General features: G+C 36.0%; 14 protein-coding genes. 13 read left to right on the plus strand and 1 reads right to left on the minus strand.

The window, feature by feature from the left end:
- Positions 1 to 14 precede the first annotated feature (14 nt).
- From IYQ91_RS03960 to IYQ91_RS03980, 7 genes are all read left to right on the plus strand, one after another.
- The gene (locus tag IYQ91_RS03960) at positions 15 to 3,749 is read left to right on the plus strand and encodes an ATP-binding protein (protein ID WP_195673142.1); all 3,735 of its coding nucleotides are present in this window, start codon (positions 15 to 17) and stop codon (positions 3,747 to 3,749) included.
- Positions 3,750 to 4,037: 288 nt separating this feature from the next.
- Entirely contained in the window at positions 4,038 to 4,265 is a 228-nt protein-coding gene (locus IYQ91_RS09965) for a hypothetical protein (RefSeq protein ID WP_229311650.1), read from the plus strand.
- Positions 4,266 to 4,318: 53 nt separating this feature from the next.
- On the plus strand, positions 4,319 to 4,870 hold the full coding sequence (locus tag IYQ91_RS09970; RefSeq protein WP_229311651.1) for a hypothetical protein: 552 nt from the start codon (positions 4,319 to 4,321) through the stop codon (positions 4,868 to 4,870).
- A gap of 2 nt (positions 4,871 to 4,872) precedes the next feature.
- On the plus strand, positions 4,873 to 5,103 hold the full coding sequence (locus tag IYQ91_RS09975) for a hypothetical protein (protein ID WP_229311652.1): 231 nt from the start codon (positions 4,873 to 4,875) through the stop codon (positions 5,101 to 5,103).
- Positions 5,048 to 5,647, plus strand: a complete 600-nt coding sequence (locus IYQ91_RS09980) for a hypothetical protein (RefSeq protein WP_229311653.1) — start codon at positions 5,048 to 5,050, stop codon at positions 5,645 to 5,647. The genes IYQ91_RS09975 and IYQ91_RS09980 overlap by 56 nt, the downstream gene beginning before the upstream one ends.
- Before the next feature lie 15 nt (positions 5,648 to 5,662).
- Positions 5,663 to 6,292 (plus strand): hypothetical protein, encoded by a 630-nt coding sequence (locus IYQ91_RS09985; protein ID WP_229311654.1) that lies wholly within the window; start codon positions 5,663 to 5,665, stop codon positions 6,290 to 6,292.
- Positions 6,293 to 6,674: 382 nt separating this feature from the next.
- Positions 6,675 to 8,366 carry a phospho-sugar mutase gene (locus tag IYQ91_RS03980; protein ID WP_195673143.1) on the plus strand — a complete coding sequence of 564 codons (1,692 nt, stop codon included), beginning with the start codon at positions 6,675 to 6,677 and terminating at the stop codon, positions 8,364 to 8,366.
- Between the two features lie 181 nt (positions 8,367 to 8,547).
- Here the strand turns inward: IYQ91_RS03980 and IYQ91_RS03985 are convergent, their stop codons facing one another.
- Entirely contained in the window at positions 8,548 to 9,516 is a 969-nt protein-coding gene (locus IYQ91_RS03985; protein WP_003037832.1) for an NAD(P)/FAD-dependent oxidoreductase, read from the minus strand.
- Between the two features lie 126 nt (positions 9,517 to 9,642).
- Here IYQ91_RS03985 and IYQ91_RS03990 point away from each other — a divergent pair, with 126 nt between their 5' ends.
- The 6 genes from IYQ91_RS03990 (at position 9,643) to IYQ91_RS04015 (ending at position 17,330) form a co-directional block, all read left to right on the plus strand.
- Positions 9,643 to 12,186, plus strand: a complete 2,544-nt coding sequence (locus tag IYQ91_RS03990) for a M1 family metallopeptidase (RefSeq protein ID WP_195673144.1) — start codon at positions 9,643 to 9,645, stop codon at positions 12,184 to 12,186.
- 159 nt (positions 12,187 to 12,345) lie between these two features.
- Positions 12,346 to 13,089 carry a DeoR/GlpR family DNA-binding transcription regulator gene (locus IYQ91_RS03995; protein ID WP_195673209.1) on the plus strand — a complete coding sequence of 248 codons (744 nt, stop codon included), beginning with the start codon at positions 12,346 to 12,348 and terminating at the stop codon, positions 13,087 to 13,089.
- Positions 13,086 to 13,997 carry a 1-phosphofructokinase gene (gene pfkB / locus IYQ91_RS04000; protein WP_022526204.1) on the plus strand — a complete coding sequence of 304 codons (912 nt, stop codon included), beginning with the start codon at positions 13,086 to 13,088 and terminating at the stop codon, positions 13,995 to 13,997. The genes IYQ91_RS03995 and pfkB overlap by 4 nt, the downstream gene beginning before the upstream one ends.
- Positions 13,994 to 15,943, plus strand: a complete 1,950-nt coding sequence (locus IYQ91_RS04005; protein WP_003024041.1) for a PTS fructose transporter subunit IIABC — start codon at positions 13,994 to 13,996, stop codon at positions 15,941 to 15,943. Before pfkB ends, IYQ91_RS04005 begins: the two co-directional genes overlap by 4 nt.
- Before the next feature lie 160 nt (positions 15,944 to 16,103).
- A complete protein-coding gene (locus tag IYQ91_RS04010; protein ID WP_195673145.1) occupies positions 16,104 to 16,478 on the plus strand; it encodes a DUF1149 family protein in 375 nt (124 codons plus the stop codon).
- 3 nt (positions 16,479 to 16,481) lie between these two features.
- Positions 16,482 to 17,330 (plus strand): DegV family protein, encoded by an 849-nt coding sequence (locus IYQ91_RS04015; RefSeq protein WP_195673146.1) that lies wholly within the window; start codon positions 16,482 to 16,484, stop codon positions 17,328 to 17,330.
- Positions 17,331 to 17,334 lie beyond the last annotated feature (4 nt).

Below are 17,334 nucleotides of genomic sequence, written 5' to 3' on the forward strand. Positions count from 1 at the left end.
GGGGATTATAGACAGTGGCTAATATTGAAAGTATTAAACAAAAAATACTACAACTGGATGCAGGTTCATTTCAAAATCTTTGTGATTCTTATTTATATAAAACGGGCTATCCGAGTATAGTATCTCTTGGTGGAGAAGCAGGTACACGAAAGACCACTTTAGGTACACCTGATACATATTTTATTGCATCAAATGAAAAGTATGTTTTTGTTGAATACACAACTCAAAGGACAAACTTATTTGCAAAAATTAGGGATGACCTTGAAAAATGTCTTGATACAGCAAAGACAGGTGTTCCATATGACAAAATCTCTGAAATTATTTATTGTCATACTTCATCAAACCTTACACCCTTTCAAGATAGTGAAGTAAAAAAACTGTGTGAAGATGTTGGAGTTAAGCTTGTAATTATCGGAATTGATAAGCTTGCAGAAGATATATATCTTTTCCATCATAATCTTTCACGTGATTTTTTGGGAATATCAATAAGTACAGATCAAATTCAATCATATGATGAATTTATTAATAGTTACAATGCAAATAGAATGGCTGCTCCAATTGACACTAAATTTCTATTCAGAGAAAAAGAATTTCAAGATATCATCAATGCTTATCTTAAAGTGGATGTTGTTATACTTAGTGGTTCATCAGGTACGGGAAAAACACGTTTAGCTTTGCATTATGTAAAAAATCATGCAGATGCTAAGAATGAAAAGACTTACTGTATTCATAGTAATGCATTACCAATATACGAGGATTTAAAACTTTTTTTAGATAAACCAGGAGATTATTTTCTTTTTATTGATGATGCCAATCAATTGTCAGGACTGCAGCATATTATCCGATACGTTAGTATGAAACCAGAGGGATATAATGTAAAAATACTTATTACAGTAAGGGATTATGCACTTCAAAAAGTGATAAACGATGTTCGAGCAATCACTTCTTATGAAATTGTGAATGTAAATGTATTTTCAGAGAATGAGATTAAGGAATTACTTGAAACTTCATTGGGCATTTTGAATTCAGACTATCAAGAACGAATTATAAGAATTGCAGAAGGAAATGCTCGTATTGCTATACTTGCTGGGAAAGTAGCATGCAGTTCAAATCGTTTGGAGTCTATTGATGATGTGTCACAATTATATGAAGACTATTATGGTTCTAATTTAGAAAATAATCAATTTTTTATAGACAAAAATCTGTGTATAACTTCTGGTATAATTGCTTTTCTTGAAGCAATTCATTTAGATTATATTGATGCACTTTTACCAATTTTACAGGAAAAAGGGTTAAATCGAGATAGTTTCATTGAAAATATCCGTATGCTTCACGAGCGAGAGATTGTCGATATTTGTAATGATAAAGCCGTTCGTTTTTCTGATCAATGTTTGTCTAATTATTTGTTAAAATATATTTTCGTTGACAAAAGATTACTTAGTTTGTCGAAAATGATTAAAGCTTGCTTTTCAAGCTATAAAGAGAGAACTGTATCTTCTGTCAATACGTTACTTAATATCTTTAGAAATAAAGAGCTTTTAAATTTTTTTGAGAAAGAAATAAAGTTATTATGGGATGAATTATCAACAGAAAAATCGCCAATCTTCTTTGAATTTGTAAAAGTCTTTTTTCGTATTAATCCTACGGAAACACTTTTGCTTTTGCAAAATGAAATTGAATCTGAAGAAAGAGTGATTTGTGAATGGAGCGATATAGATACTGAAAAAAGAAAAAACTATAAACATGTAGAAAATGATATCATTAAAATTCTTGGTAGATTTGCAGATATGTCTGATTTGCCAACCGCTTGTGATTTGTTTTTTCAGTATTATCTAAAGCGACCAGATTTATTTATGGAATTTTATCATGCAGTCAATATATATTTTGGGATTCATAGGGATACCATATGGTATGATTTTTACACTCAAATAACATTTCTTGAAAAAATAAAAGAATATTCAGATGACTGGAAACAAGAATTTATTGTTAGTTTCTTTTTGCAAATAGCAGAAGAATTTTTGAAATTGTATTTTTCACCGACTGAGGAAGGACGAAAAAATAAATTAACCATATATCAAATTCCATTAGTTATATCTCAAGGTGTTGAAAAATATCGAAAGTTAATTTGGGAATATTTATCTTCTCTAAGCAAAAATGAAAAATATAGAGCAAAAGTGAAGAAAATCCTCAGTTCTTATGGTGGCACTATCGACGATGTAAGCATTCCTGTTTTACAATTTGATTTAAAATATATTCAATCGATTTTGAAGTCCAATTTTCTGCCAGATAAATTGACAAATTGCCTTTTAGCAGACAAAATAGTGCAAGTTTTTAGTAGAATGAATTGTTCTTGTTCATCCCTGTTTTCTGAATATTTTGAAGGAGAGAGTTTTCAATTATATTGTCTTCTTAAAGGACCAGATTATGAAGGAACTGGTTATGAAGAACATAGAAAAAGAAAGCAGCAATCAATTAATCATTACACTTTGAATTGTGATTTACAAATGTTTAAGAAGTTAATCTATGTTTGCAGCAGTATTTCTGGGATAGATAACCATTCATCTTGGGAGGTTGGTGAAGGATTAGGCATTGCCTTTGATGCTATTTCCGATAAAGCAGATTTGTATGTTGATGCAATTAAATATTATATCAAAAACGATACACCAAACAATTTACATCCATACCATCTAGTAGACAATTTATTTTCATTATTATCCGATTCAGAAGTGTATGAAATTATTATTAGTGAAGAATATAGTCAGAAAAATGCTTGGACATATGCATATTATCATGAATTACCGCCGGGATTAATTACAGAAAAACATTTACAAGGGCTTTATGATTTTTTGAAAGATACTTCTGACAGATATATTACCTCATCATCAATGCGTGATGTAGATTTTCTGGATAAGTATAATGCAATAGATGAATTAGCATTAATAGAAGGTTGCAAAATTATTTTGGATAAAAAAGAGTATTCCTCTTTTATCGTGGATATTTATTTTGGCTTGTTATTTAATTATCATCATAATACACCAAGGGAAGTGATTCAGAAATTTAATTGCAATTTAGAATTGCTTGAAGAAATATACTATGCTATGTTGTCATATGATAAACATCATGATTATGACGGACAATTTTTGAAGGAAATATATTCGGTTAGACCTTCTATACTGGACAAGTATATAGATTATTTAATAAATAGTGACTCTTTTAGTGACCATCAAGAAAAGCATTGTTGCTTTTTTGATTTGGACGATTTTGTAGAAATATATAATAAAATCTTTGAGCAGTTGATAAGAAACCGTCAATATTCTAGGTTGTCAGTACCGTATTTTTTAGAATCTTTATTATTGCCAAAGCAAAATGAGAAAAAGCTGTTAGAAAGACAAGATATGTGGATTCGACAATGTATTCAACGATTCTTCAATGATGAAGCAAAAATGTATTGCCTATTTTCAGTTGTGTCAAAATTAGAGTTCAAAAGAAAAAAAGAGTATATCTTGCTCTTTCTTAAGAATAATCCGTTGTTCGAAGACTTTGAAAAAATACCATTAACACCTACTTCTTGTAGTTGGTCAGGTAGTGCAGTACCTATGTATTCAGCTTGGATTGGATTTCTCGAATCATTGTTACCAAATTTTATAGGTTTAAAGTGGATAAAACATAAAAACTATATTGAAACAAAAATTGATGATTTACAAAAACAAATCGAAGCGGAGCAGATAGACGAGATTTTAAGAGGATGATTTATAAATACAAAAAGACTGTATAAATATATAAGTAAAACTATCTGTGAATTGACATTTCATGATGGTTTAACCTACAAATAAAAACAAATTTATCTAAATCTTATTTAAGGTTTAAAAAACATTATGGATGTTGGAGATGTTATTAAGACTGGTTTGGACAATGGTGAGCATGTTGAGTGTGTTGCTCTGCTAGTCAAGGAAGATATAAAATAGTTAGGAGAAAGGGTATAAAAAAGGTTATCTAGAAGGTAATTAGAGCGTAATAGTAAAAATGTGGAGGAGAATATGGAAAAGAGTACAGAAACTATTGAAGCTATTTTAGAGGCGTATCAACAAGCTGATGATGATGCAACAGAAATTTTATCTTATATTAATTCTATTTCTAAACCAGTGGAACTAAAAGAATCATCCTTACCCTCATTGGTTAAAAATCTCGAAAATAAGGAATCAGATGTTACAAAAAAATATATGAGTTATGCATCCATAGTCGGGGAACGGTCGCAGCAGCAGTAGGAACTTCAGTTACCACAGGAATGTTTTCCAGCGGGCTAGCTACTGGAGGGGCAATGGCAGTTGGCGGACTGGGATTAGGAATGATTACTGGATTAAATATTGTATCGATTCCAGCATTGGCATTGCCACTCGCATTAAAAATGTTAAGGAATGCAAAAGTAAAAAGATATCAAAAAGATAACCAAGAATCAATGAGGCAGAAGAAGAAACTTGAAGAAGGAAAAAAGAAACTTACCATTTGGATTTCTAATTTACAACAGCGTGTAACAGAATTAGATGAAATAATGCATAAAGATATGAGTAATAAATTCACTGAATACAAAGAAAAAACAAAGAAATTTGCACAAGATATTTCAATACAGATTGATGATTTTCTTAATGTAGATGTAAATAAGAGAATTTTGAAATATAACGAAGTTATTTTGAAGCAGTATAAATTACAAAAAGACTTGGAAGAAAAAGTAGATTTTTTGTTTGATGCATATAATAAAATGCATGCTGAAAAACAAGAGTTAGAAAGGCAGATAAATTGTTTAGTTAAACTCTTGAATGCTATAAATTGTCCAGCATCTGTAATCAATAAGGCCTTGAATGAGGAGACATAAATATGATTTCGTATAGAGAAAAAGAGATGATAATGGTCATGAAATTTATGGCTGATCATTCTAGTGATTTTGCAGAACAGCTTATGGATACTCATAAGAAGATGACTGGTAGCGAAGCGGTTGTCGAATCAATTAATATACTTCCTGAGATCTCGAATTATGCCTCTTTAGTAGAGTATGTTAACAGCCAAGGGTATGGATACGATTTTAAGAATGGAAGATTTGTTATCTGAGGAGGATCTGGCTCAACTTGAGAAAGAATACGATGATATTGAAAGTGAGTTCAAAAGTCAAACAGGTTTGAATAAAACTGATGCTCTTTTTATTCTTATTGCAGTAGTATTACAAATGATTCGTCAATTCTTACAACCCTCTGTTAATTTTGATGCGTTCAAAAATAAGAAGGATAGACCGTCACACAATACTACCGCTGATGAGGCTAAGAAATCTGTATATGATAAAGACAAAGCAAGTACTATGAAGAATAAGGCGGAGAGCGACAAAACAAAGGGTTCAAGATATTATCATGCCTCAGTTCAAGAAATAGCAGATATAAATCATGTTCCATACGATGTGGTGAGTGGTACAAAAAAATTTAATGTGAAGCTTAGCGGAACGAATCATAGAGCCAAGACATTAGGACATGATCCTTGGTTGGATTATTCATTTGGAACTTGTAATATTTTAACAAATACTATGTCACTTGGAAAAGACAATGCATTTCGTACATTACATGTAGGAAAGGACACATCGGGTAAGCCAGCTGCTATAGCTTAGGCAAATCCGATAAAGATGTTTGAATATACGGTAAAAAGATATAAAGAATCAAAGGCAACAATAGGTCTAGCATTTATTAAGAAAGCCTACCATATTAAATCTGACGAGTATTCGAAAGAAGGATTAAGCTTACCATTTTTGCAGTTGTTGGTAGATTCGGATATTATCAAGGAATTATGTGAGTCAGGAATAGACTATGCGAAATTGGATTTTTTGGGATCAATCGGAGTTCAGACAGCATTAGCAGAGATGATTAATTACGTAATTTCTGTTGCTCACAGAATTACGATTATTTGCGAAGAAAATAAAAAGAATAACGAAACGATAACTAAAGATCAGTTACTTCAATCACTAAAGAAAAATGTAACTTTACATGAAGTGAGAACAAGAAAAGTTATTATAATTTCTGAAAGCATAGCGCCTTTGGTAAATGCAATCGTAATTGGTAGTATTGAATTGTTTGCTGTATATACAGAGAATGAAAAGTTGGCGAAAGATGCAATCAAAAAATTAGACATTGGGGGATATATTTCAACTATTTTTCACTTGTTTAATGATATTAGATTTATTACAAAAATAAAAAAAGATTTTATTGCTAAAGCTATTGAAGAAAATTATCAAGACAAATTAGCACAAGTTAAGTAGTTTCTAATATGTCTCCTGTAATATTGCTACCATGATATCAAGCTTTAGCAGGCACCAGACTATGAATTCGAGAAAGTTCATCCTGCAGTCTTGTTTTTACATGCGCATTACGTTAAGTCTGTTGATCTATTATCTAAGCTAGATGTTGCTTATCAGGATATTCTTGCATTAGATGAGAATGATATTCAATTTATTGATTAAAATTTACCTAATCAACAATCACCCACAGAGAGATAAAATCTGTGAAGTTTACATATAAATAACTGTTTTAAACAAAAAACTGCAAGCGTTTTAAAGAAAAATTGGGAAAAGGATTGATAAAAACGAAAAGGTAGTATAGAATGGAATTATTGAGAAATAATATATTAAAAGGAGTCGTTATATGAACTACAAAGAAGTTTATGAACAATGGCTAAACAATGATTTCTTCGATGAAGAAACGAAAGCTGATTTGTTGTCTATTCAGGATGATGAAGCTGAGATCGAAGATCGATTCTACAAGGGTCTTGAATTTGGGACCGCTGGTCTTCGTGGGAAATTGGGTGCTGGTACCAACCGTATGAATAAATACATGGTAGGAAAAGCAGCCCAGGCATTGGCTGAAACCTTGAAAGACCATGGTGAAGAAGCGATTAAAAGAGGTGTTGCAATCAGCTATGATGTCAGATATAAATCAAAAGAATTTGCTGAGTTGACCTGCTCTATCATGGCTGCTCACGGAATCAAAACCTATATTTACAATGGGATTCATCCTACGCCAATGTGCTCGTATGCAATTAGAAAATTGCACTGTAAAGCAGGAGTTATGGTAACGGCTAGCCATAATCCACAAGAATACAATGGCTATAAAGCGTATTGGGAAGAAGGTTCACAGATTTTAGATGATATTGCAGGACAAATTGCAGGTCATATGGATGAAATTGTGAATTTTGAAGACATTAAGTCCATTCCTTTTGAAGAAGCCTTGGAAAGCGGTCTTGCAAATTATATTGATGCATCTGTTGAAGAAGATTACTACCAAGAAGTTCTCAATCTAACAATCAATGAAGATGTTGATAAATCTATCAAAGTTGGCTATACGCCTTTGAATGGTACAGGAAATATTCCTGTCAGAGAAATTCTGAAAAGAAGAGGATTTGAAAATATCTATGTCGTAAAGGAACAAGAATTTCCTGATCCAGATTTTACAACAGTTGGTTATCCCAATCCAGAATTTCCAAAAGCATTTGCCTATTCTGAAAAACTTGGAAAAGAAAATGATTGTGATATTTTGATTGCTAATGACCCAGATTGTGACCGTGTTGCTTTGGAAGTAAAAGACGCAAATGGTGATTATGTCTTTTTAAATGGAAATAAGATTGGTGCTTTGCTTTCTTATTACATTTTCTCACAACGACATGCTCTCAATAACTTGCCTGAAAATCCTGTCATGGTGAAATCTATTGTTACAGGTGATTTATCTAGAGCGATTGCGAAGAAATATGGTATTGAAACAGTAGAAACCCTGACTGGATTTAAAAATATTTGTGGCAAAGCCAACGAATATGATCGTACTAAAGAAAAAACGTATGTTTTCGGTTACGAAGAAAGTATCGGTTTCTGTTATGGAACATTTGTTAGAGACAAAGATGCTGTCAGTGCTTCTATGATGATCGTGGAGATGGCTGCTTACTTTAAGAAACAGGGTAAGACTTTGTTAGATGTTTTAAATGATATCTATGCAGAATTTGGTTTCTATAATGAAAGACAAGTTTCGCTTGAGTTAGAAGGTGTAGAAGGTCAGGAGCGAATTGGTCGCATGATGGAAGAATTTAGAGAACATCCTTTGACAACAATTGGAGCAATGGAACTTGAAAAAGTGATTGACTTTAAAGATGGCTACCTTGATTTTCCAAAACAAAACTGTTTGAAATATTACTTTAAAGATGGTTCATGGTATGCACTCAGACCGTCAGGGACCGAACCTAAAATCAAACTATACATCTATTCAATTGGTAAAGATGAAAAGGAAAGTGTTGAAAAACTTGAACTCATTGAAAAGGCTTGCCGAGAAAAAATGGATAGTGTGAAATAAGCACATATAAAAGAGTTTGGGACAAAAAGATTTCAATTTTTAAAAATCTTAATTATTAAGCCCTTCAAATCTATAATTAAATGCGAAAAGCGAACAAAGCAGAATTCTGATTACCAGAAAACTAGTTTTGTTCGCTTTTTATATTTGAGGTCGGACTTTTGCCCCAGCTTCTTTTTGCTTTTTAAAGACTAGTCGAATGTTTTGGCTGTATTTTTTGGTCGGGATAGATATAGTTCATAGCATTGTTGATAGCTGTAGGAGCTTCGCCTAGTCCTGTGGCTATCAAATCAATCTTTCCGTCATAGCTACAGCAATCGCCAGCAGCATAGATACCTGCGACAGAAGTTTCTTGTTTGCTATTGACGATAATCTTGTGGCGATTGAGTTCTATTCCCCATTTTTTTAAGTTTCCAACAGATGATTTGAAGCCATAATTGACAAAAAGCTGATCAAGCGGCAAGAGCTCTGTTTCATTGCTTTTCACTTTAGTAATCTCAAGATGAGTGAGTTTGTTTCCTTCACCTATAAGTTGACTTGGGATAAATGGTGTTTTAATCGTGACAGTAGAAGCTTTTAGTTCATTGACACTGTGTTCTAAAGCACGGAAGGTGTCTCGACGATGGATGATATGTGTCGGAGCGATTTTATCAAAAGCAAGTGCCCAATCCACTGCAGAATCACCACCTCCTAGAACCACAATGTTTTGTCCAGCGTATTGATTGATATTTGACACGTGATAGTGAATGTTTTCAAATTGGTCTACATTTTCTAGCTCCAGCGGGCGTGGTTTAAAAGCACCACCTCCCATAGCAATCAAAATGGCTCTTGAAATGTGCTTCCCATTGCTAGTTGTTAAGGTAAATAATTCATCGTTTTTTTCAATATCTAATACAGTCTCATTGAGATGTATGCTTGTTTCAAATGTTTTTACTTGATCAATCAAACGCTCAATCAATTCCTCACCTGTTAGATTGGTAAAACCAGGAACATCCAGAATTTTCTTTTCAGGATAGAGAATAGCTGGCTGTCCACCGAGCTGAGGTAGCGAATCAATCAAATTCACTTTTGCTTGACGCATGTGAGCATAAAAAGCAGCAAAAAGACCCACAGGCCCCCCACCAACAATCGTAATATCAAAAATTTCAGACATGATTTCTCCTTAAAATAGTAACGTATTTCTATTTTATCACAAAATGAGGAAAACGATAGAGAAATTGTGTTAGGACACGTGAATTATGTTACAATAGTTACAGATTATATTATTAAGGAGACATACATGCAAGCAGTTGCACATTTTATTGAAACATTTGTTCCAGAACATTATGATATTTTTTTAGATTTGAATCGGGAGCAAAAAACGTTCACAGGTAAGGTCAGCATTAGCGGAGAAGCAAAAGGTGAAAAAATTTCTCTTCATCAGAAGGATTTGGCAATCCAGTCCGTTGAGGTAGCTGGCGAAGCTCGTCCTTTCTCTGTAGATAATGAAAATGAAGCAGTTTACGTTGAGCTTGGTCAAGCAGGAGTTGTTGAAGTAACGCTGACTTATACAGGTAAAATTACAGATAATATGACGGGGATTTATCCTTCTTACTATACTGTTGATGGAGTCAAAAAAGAAGTTCTTTCTACTCAATTTGAAAGTCATTTTGCACGTGAAGCCTTTCCAAGTGTAGATGAGCCAGAAGCAAAAGCTACATTTGACCTTTCTTTGAAATTTGACCAAGAAGCAGGAGAAATCGCACTTTCAAACATGCCAGAAGTTGATGTAGAAAATCGAAAAGCAACTGGCATCTGGAAGTTTGCAACGACTCCTCGCATGTCGTCTTATCTTTTGGCGTTCGCGGCTGGTGATTTACAGGGTGTTACAGCAAAAACGAAGAATGGTACCTTGGTCGGCGTGTACTCTACCAAAGCTCACCCTGTTTCAAATTTGGAATTTGCTTTAGATATTGCAGTTCGCTCTATTGATTTTTATGAAGAATACTACGGAGTAAAATATCCGATTCCTCAATCTCTGCATGTAGCTTTGCCAGACTTTTCTGCAGGAGCTATGGAAAATTGGGGCTTGGTCACTTATCGTGAAGTTTATCTTTTAGTAGATGAAAATTCAACTGTTACAAGCCGTCAGCAAGTAGCTCTTGTGATTGCTCACGAATTGGCTCACCAATGGTTTGGTAATTTGGTTACAATGAAATGGTGGGATGACCTTTGGCTCAATGAAAGTTTTGCTAATATGATGGAATATGTCTGTGTGAACGCTATTGAGCCGACTTGGAACATTTTTGAGGACTTCCAAACAAGTGGCGTTCCTCTGGCTCTAAAACGGGATGCGACTGACGGTGTTCAATCTGTCCATGTGGAAGTAAAACATCCAGACGAAATCAATACCTTGTTTGACCCAGCAATTGTCTATGCCAAAGGAAGTCGTCTCATGCACATGCTTCGTCGTTGGTTAGGAGATGAAGCTTTTGCAAAAGGTTTGAATGCTTATTTTGCTAAACACCAATACAGTAATACGATTGGTCGTGACTTGTGGAATGCTCTCGGTGCAGCTTCAGGACGTGATGTGGCAGCCTTTATGGATTCGTGGTTAGAACAACCAGGTTATCCAGTTTTAACAGCGGTTGTGGAAAATGATACTCTCAAAATTTCTCAAAAACAATTCTTTATTGGTGAAAAAGAAGAAAAAGGTCGTCTATGGGTTGTACCATTGAATAGTAATTGGACTGGTATTCCAGATACTTTAGAAACCGAAACGCTTGAAATTCCAAATTATGCAGCTCTGGCAGCGCAAAATGAAGGAGCACTTCGCTTCAATACAGAAAATACGGCGCATTACATTACTGATTATCAAGGGGAATTGTTGGATAATATTTTAGCAACTATTACGGACTTGGATAATACAAGTAAGTTGCAAGTGGTGCAAGAACGTCGTTTATTGGCTGAAGCTGGTTTTGTTTCATTTGCAGACTTAATCCCAGTTATCGAAAAATTGACCAATGAAAAGTCTTATCTTGTAGTATCTGCTGTGAAGGCTGTACTAAATAGCTTGCGGACTTTTGTGGATGAAGGAACAGAAACAGAGGTTGCTTTCAAGAAATTACTCGTTAAGCTGAATCAAGCTAACTTTGACCGACTTGGTTTTGAAGCTAAAGCAGGCGAAACAGATGAAGATGAATTGGTTCGTCAAATTGTTGTAGCGAATATGATTGCGGCTGATGATGAGAAAGCTAGTCAACAAGCAAGCCAAATCTTTGAAGCATACAAAGAAAACTTGGAAAAACTTCCAGCAGCTACTCGTTTGCAAATTTTGATTAACCAAATCAAACACCATGAGACAAAAGAATTGACTGATCAATATCTAGCAACCTACATTGCAACGGTTGATGGCAACTTCCAACGTCAATTGGCTTCGGCTCTTTCTTATACCAAGGACGAAACAACCCTCACCCATCTTTTAGAAGAATGGAAAAATAAGGATGTTGTAAAACCGCAGGATTTAGCAATGAGCTGGTACTTTACTTTCTTGCAACACGATTTCACACAAGGAACTGTCTGGACTTGGGCACGTGACAATTGGGATTGGATTAAAGCAGCTCTTGGTGGAGATATGAGTTTTGATAAATTTGTCATTTATCCAGCAAGTACTTTCAAGACGCGTGAACGCTTGGCAGAATACAAGGCCTTCTTTGAACCACAATTATCTGATTTGGCAATTAGCCGTAACATCAGCATGGGAATCAAAGAAATTTCCGCTCGTATTGATTTGATTGACAAAGAAAAAGCAGCTGTTGAAGCAGCAATCAAAGCGACAGTATAACAGTATAGAAAAGAAAAGGTTGAATGTGAATTTCAGCCTTTTCTTATTGCATTTTGCTGTTTTATTAAAAAAGTGATAGTTTTTGAAAGAAAATGCTTGACTTTGAAATGAATTGGTGTATAATAAATATGTAAACGATTGCAGGAAGAGGTGAGGTCTATCTTAAAATCAGAACGCAAACAGGTAATTTTAGAGGAAATCAATCATCATCAAGTTGTTTCTCTGGATAGATTAGTTCGTTTGTTAAATACGTCTGAATCAACAGTTCGTAGAGATCTAGACGAATTGGAAGATGAAAGAAAACTGCGCCGGATTCACGGTGGAGCAGAAAGCATTCATTTCCTTCAAGAGGAAGAAAGCAATCAAGAAAAATCTATCAAAAACGTTCAAGATAAATTACGAATTGCTCAAAAAGCGGCGGAATTGATACAAGAACAGGATGTTATTTTTATTGATGCTGGAACGACAAATGAATTGTTAATCAATGAGCTTTCAAGCAAACATATGACGGTTGTGACCAACTCCATTCACCATGCTACAAAGTTAGTTGAGAAAAACATTCCAACGGTTATTATCGGAGGAGTTGTCAAAAGCTCAACAGATGCTAGTATTGGTGGTGTTGCTTTGAATCAAATTGGTCAGTTGAATTTCAACAAAGCCTTTATTGGTATGAATGGAATTGATGAAAATTTCTATACAACGCCTGATATGGAAGAAGGAGCAGTCAAACGAGCGATTCTTGAAAACGCCAAGCAGACCTACATCTTAGCTGATGCTTCAAAAATCGGTCATTCCTCTTTCGTGAAAGTCGCCCCTATCAAACGTGCTAGCATTATTACGAGTGCATGCGCCAATGAGCAATTGGAAAAGATAAAAGAAAAAACGGAGGTTATTGAAGTATGATTTATACTGTTACGCTTAACCCTTCTATTGACTATATTGTCCGTTTGGATAAGGTCAATGTTGGAAGCGTGAATCGTATGGAGAGCGATGATAAATTTGCTGGTGGAAAAGGCATCAACGTCAGTCGTGTGCTCAAACGTTTGGGAATTGACAATACAGCGACTGGCTTTATCGGTGGCTTTACTGGAAAATTTATTACTGATACCTTGGAAAATGAAGCGATTGCGACTAAATTTGTCCAAGTGTCAGAGGATACGCGTATCAACGTTAAGATTAAAGCAGACGCTGAGACAGAAATCAATGGAACGGGTCCGACTGTCTCACCAGAGCAATTGGCAGCCTTAAAAGATATTCTTTCAGGGCTTTCAGAGAAAGATACAGTTGTCTTTGCAGGGTCAAGCAATAAAAATCTAGGCAATGTCGTCTATAAAGAGTTAATTAGTCTGACGAGGCAAACTGGAGCACAAGTCGTTTGTGATTTCGAGGGACAAACACTTATTGATTCACTAGAGTTTCAGCCATTATTGGTTAAGCCGAATAACCATGAACTTGGTGATATTTTCAGAGTGAAGCTGGAAAAGCTGGATGAGATTGAGAAATATGCTCGTGAAATTCTAGCCAAGGGTGCGCAACATGTCATTATTTCTATGGCAGGTGATGGAGCGCTTTTGGTAACAAAGGACGGAGCTTATTTTGCAAAACCAATCAAGGGAATCGTGAAAAATTCTGTTGGAGCTGGTGACTCAATGGTTGCAGGCTTTACTGGCGAATTTGTTCGTTCAGGAAATGCTGTTGAAGCCTTCAAATGGGGAGTGGCTTGCGGAACGGCAACGACTTTCTCTGATGATTTGGCAACAGCCGCTTTTATTAACGAAACATATGAAAAAGTAGAGGTAGAAAAAATATGAAAATTCAGGATTTACTGAGAAAAGATGTGATGTTGCTTGATTTACAAGCAACTGAAAAAACAGCTGCTATTGATGAAATGATTCGCAGTTTAGTTGACCACGGTTATGTGACAGATTTTGAAACATTCAAAGAAGGAATCTTGGCTCGTGAAGCTTTAACGTCAACAGGCTTGGGCGACGGGATTGCCATGCCACACAGTAAAAATGCGGCAGTCAAAGAAGCAACCGTTCTTTTTGCAAAATCAAACAAAGGTGTGGATTATGAAAGTTTAGACGGGCAACCGACAGATTTGTTCTTCATGATTGCTGCACCAGAAGGAGCGAACGATACTCACTTGGCTGCACTTGCAGAATTGTCACAGTACCTGATGAAAGATGGATTTGCAGACAAACTTCGTCAAGTAACTTCACCAGATGAAGTGATTGCATTATTTGACCAAGCATCTGAAAAAGCAGCAGAACCTACAACGGTAGCACCGGCAACCAAAGATGGTGATTTTCTTGTTGCGGTAACAGCATGTACAACGGGAATTGCACATACTTATATGGCGCAAGAAGCTCTTCAAAAGGTAGCGGCTGAAATGGGAGTTGGTATCAAGGTTGAGACCAACGGTGCTAGTGGTATCGGAAACAAACTGACCGCAGAAGATATTCAAAAAGCAAAAGCGGTTATTATTGCGGCTGATAAAGCTGTGGAAATGGATCGATTTGACGGCAAGCCATTGATTAACCGCCCAGTTGCTGACGGTATTCGTAAGACAGAAGAGTTGATTAACTTGGCATTGTCAGGAAAAGCAGAAGTATATCATGCAGCCAATAAAGCAGCTGCGTCCTCTTCAGCGAATGCAGCAGGCGGTTTCTACAAACACTTAATGAGTGGTGTTAGCCAAATGCTTCCATTCGTTATTGGCGGTGGTATCATGATTGCGGTGGCATTCTTGATTGACCAAGCAATGGGAGTACCAAAAGATCAATTGGCAAATCTCGGTACTTATCATGAGTTGGCAGCTATGTTTAAGAATATTGGTGGCTTGGCCTTTGGCTTTATGCTTCCTGTACTTGCTGGTTATATCGCTTATTCTATTGCTGAAAAACCAGGTTTAGCGCCAGGTTTTGTAGCAGGTAGTATGGCTTCCGCAGGTCTTGCTTTTGGTAAAATTCCATTTGCAGAAGGTGGGAAAGCTACTCTTGCACTTGCTGGTGTACCTTCTGGTTTCCTTGGAGCCCTAGTGGGTGGTTTCCTTGCAGGTTACGTTGTAAACTTCCTTAAAAAAGCCTTGAGTGGTCTTCCAAAGTCGCTTGAGGGTATCAAGTCCATTCTACTTTATCCACTGTTGGGAACCTTGCTAACTGGCTTCTTGATGTTGTTGGTGAATATTCCAATGGCCGCTATCAATACTGGCTTGAATAGTTTCCTAGAAGGCTTATCTGGTAGTTCAGCTGTCCTCCTTGGACTCGTTGTAGGTGGTATGATGGCTATTGATATGGGCGGTCCCTTCAACAAAGCGGCTTATATCTTTGGTACAGGAACTCTTGCAGCAACTGTTTCAACAGGTGGTTCAGTTGTAATGGCAGCGGTTATGGCTGGTGGTATGGTTCCTCCTCTAGCAGTCTTTGTTGCAACGCTTTTATTCAAAGATAAATTTACCGAAGAAGAACGCAATTCAGGCTTGACAAACATTGTTATGGGACTATCCTTCATCACTGAAGGTGCTATTCCATTTGGTGCTGCTGACCCTGCCCGTGCCATTCCAAGCTTTATGGTTGGTTCAGCCTTAGCAGGCGCACTTGTCGGCATGGCTGGTATTAAACTCATGGCACCACACGGAGGTATCTTCGTTATTGCACTTACTTCAAATGCTCTTCTCTATATCATCTTCATCTTGATTGGCGCAATTGTAAGTGGTGTGTTATTCGGAGCGCTTCGCAAACCATTGAATAAATAATGATGAGTTTCATCGTTCTAGGAGTTGGAGAAAAATTCTCTAGCTCCTTTTTTAATCTAAAAGAAACATTGAAAGGAGATGATTTTCATACTGATTAAAATAGTCAGGCGCTGGAAAATATGTTATAATTTTAATAACGCATATTTTGAGGAGAAATGAAATGGAATTACAACGCGAAAAAGAATTTGTCAGTCAATATCACTATGACGCACGTAATTTAGAGTGGGAAAAAGAAAACGGAACCCCAGAAACAAAAGTGGATGTCAATTTTCAATTGTTAAATCAAGATCAAGAAGGACAAGTAACTTCTATCGTTGTAATTGTGAGCTTTATGATTGTCTTTGATGCTTTTGTAATTAGTGGAACAATCTCACAAGTCAACCATATCATGGGGAAAATTGTCAATGAGCCAAGTGAATTTGAGCAGGACGAAGTGGAACAACTAGCTCGTCCAAGTTTGTCCGTCTTAAATCGTTTGACCTATGAAGTAACAGAAATCGCCTTGGATTTACCAGGTATCAATTTGGAGTTTTAATGCATGAAATTAGCCGTAATTACTGATTCGTCAGCATATTTGGATAGCAAAGTCATCGAAAATGAGCATTTATTTATCTTAGATATTCCCGTTAGTATTGACGGGGTTGAGTACATCGAAGGAAAGAATCTTTCTGCTAGCGAATTTTATCAAAAAATGGCAGCCTCTAGTGAATTGCCAAAGACTAGCCAACCGAGTATCGCCAGCTTAGTGAACACTCTGTCTTTAGTAGAAGGGCAAGGTTATACTCATGTCATTGGTCTGTTTTTATCGAGCGGCATTTCTGGCTTTTATCAAAATATCCAGTATTTGAAAGATGAATTTTCAAGTTTAGAAATTGCTTTTCCAGATTCAAAAATCACAAGTGCGCCGCTTGGAAGGATGGTGGAGCATATTTTAAACTGGGCTGAACAAGGGTTAGCGTTTGAGCAAATTCTGAGCAATCTTGACGTTCAAATCAAGGGAATTGGTGCCTTCATCATGGTAGATGACTTAAATCATTTGGTGAAAGGCGGTCGTTTGTCGAATGGCGCTGCAATTCTGGGAAACTTGCTCAGTATCAAACCGATTCTTTACTTTAATGACGAGGGCGTCATTGAGGTTTATGAAAAGATTCGTACCGAGAAAAAAGCTACGAAACGCCTGATTGAGATTGTCAAAGAGCAAACTGCACAAGGAAATTACCAAGTGATGATTATTCATGGAAATGCACTGGAAAAAGCAGAACATTTACATCAATTATTGTTAGAAGATGGTGTTTCTGGAGAGATTCCGATTGCGACATTTGGTAGTGTGATTGGAACTCACTTGGGTGCTGGAAGTATTGCCTTAGCCTATATTCCGATTATTTAAGGAG

It is taken from the genome of Streptococcus sp. HF-2466 (genome assembly GCF_015594645.1).
GTDB lineage: Bacteria > Bacillota > Bacilli > Lactobacillales > Streptococcaceae > Streptococcus > Streptococcus anginosus.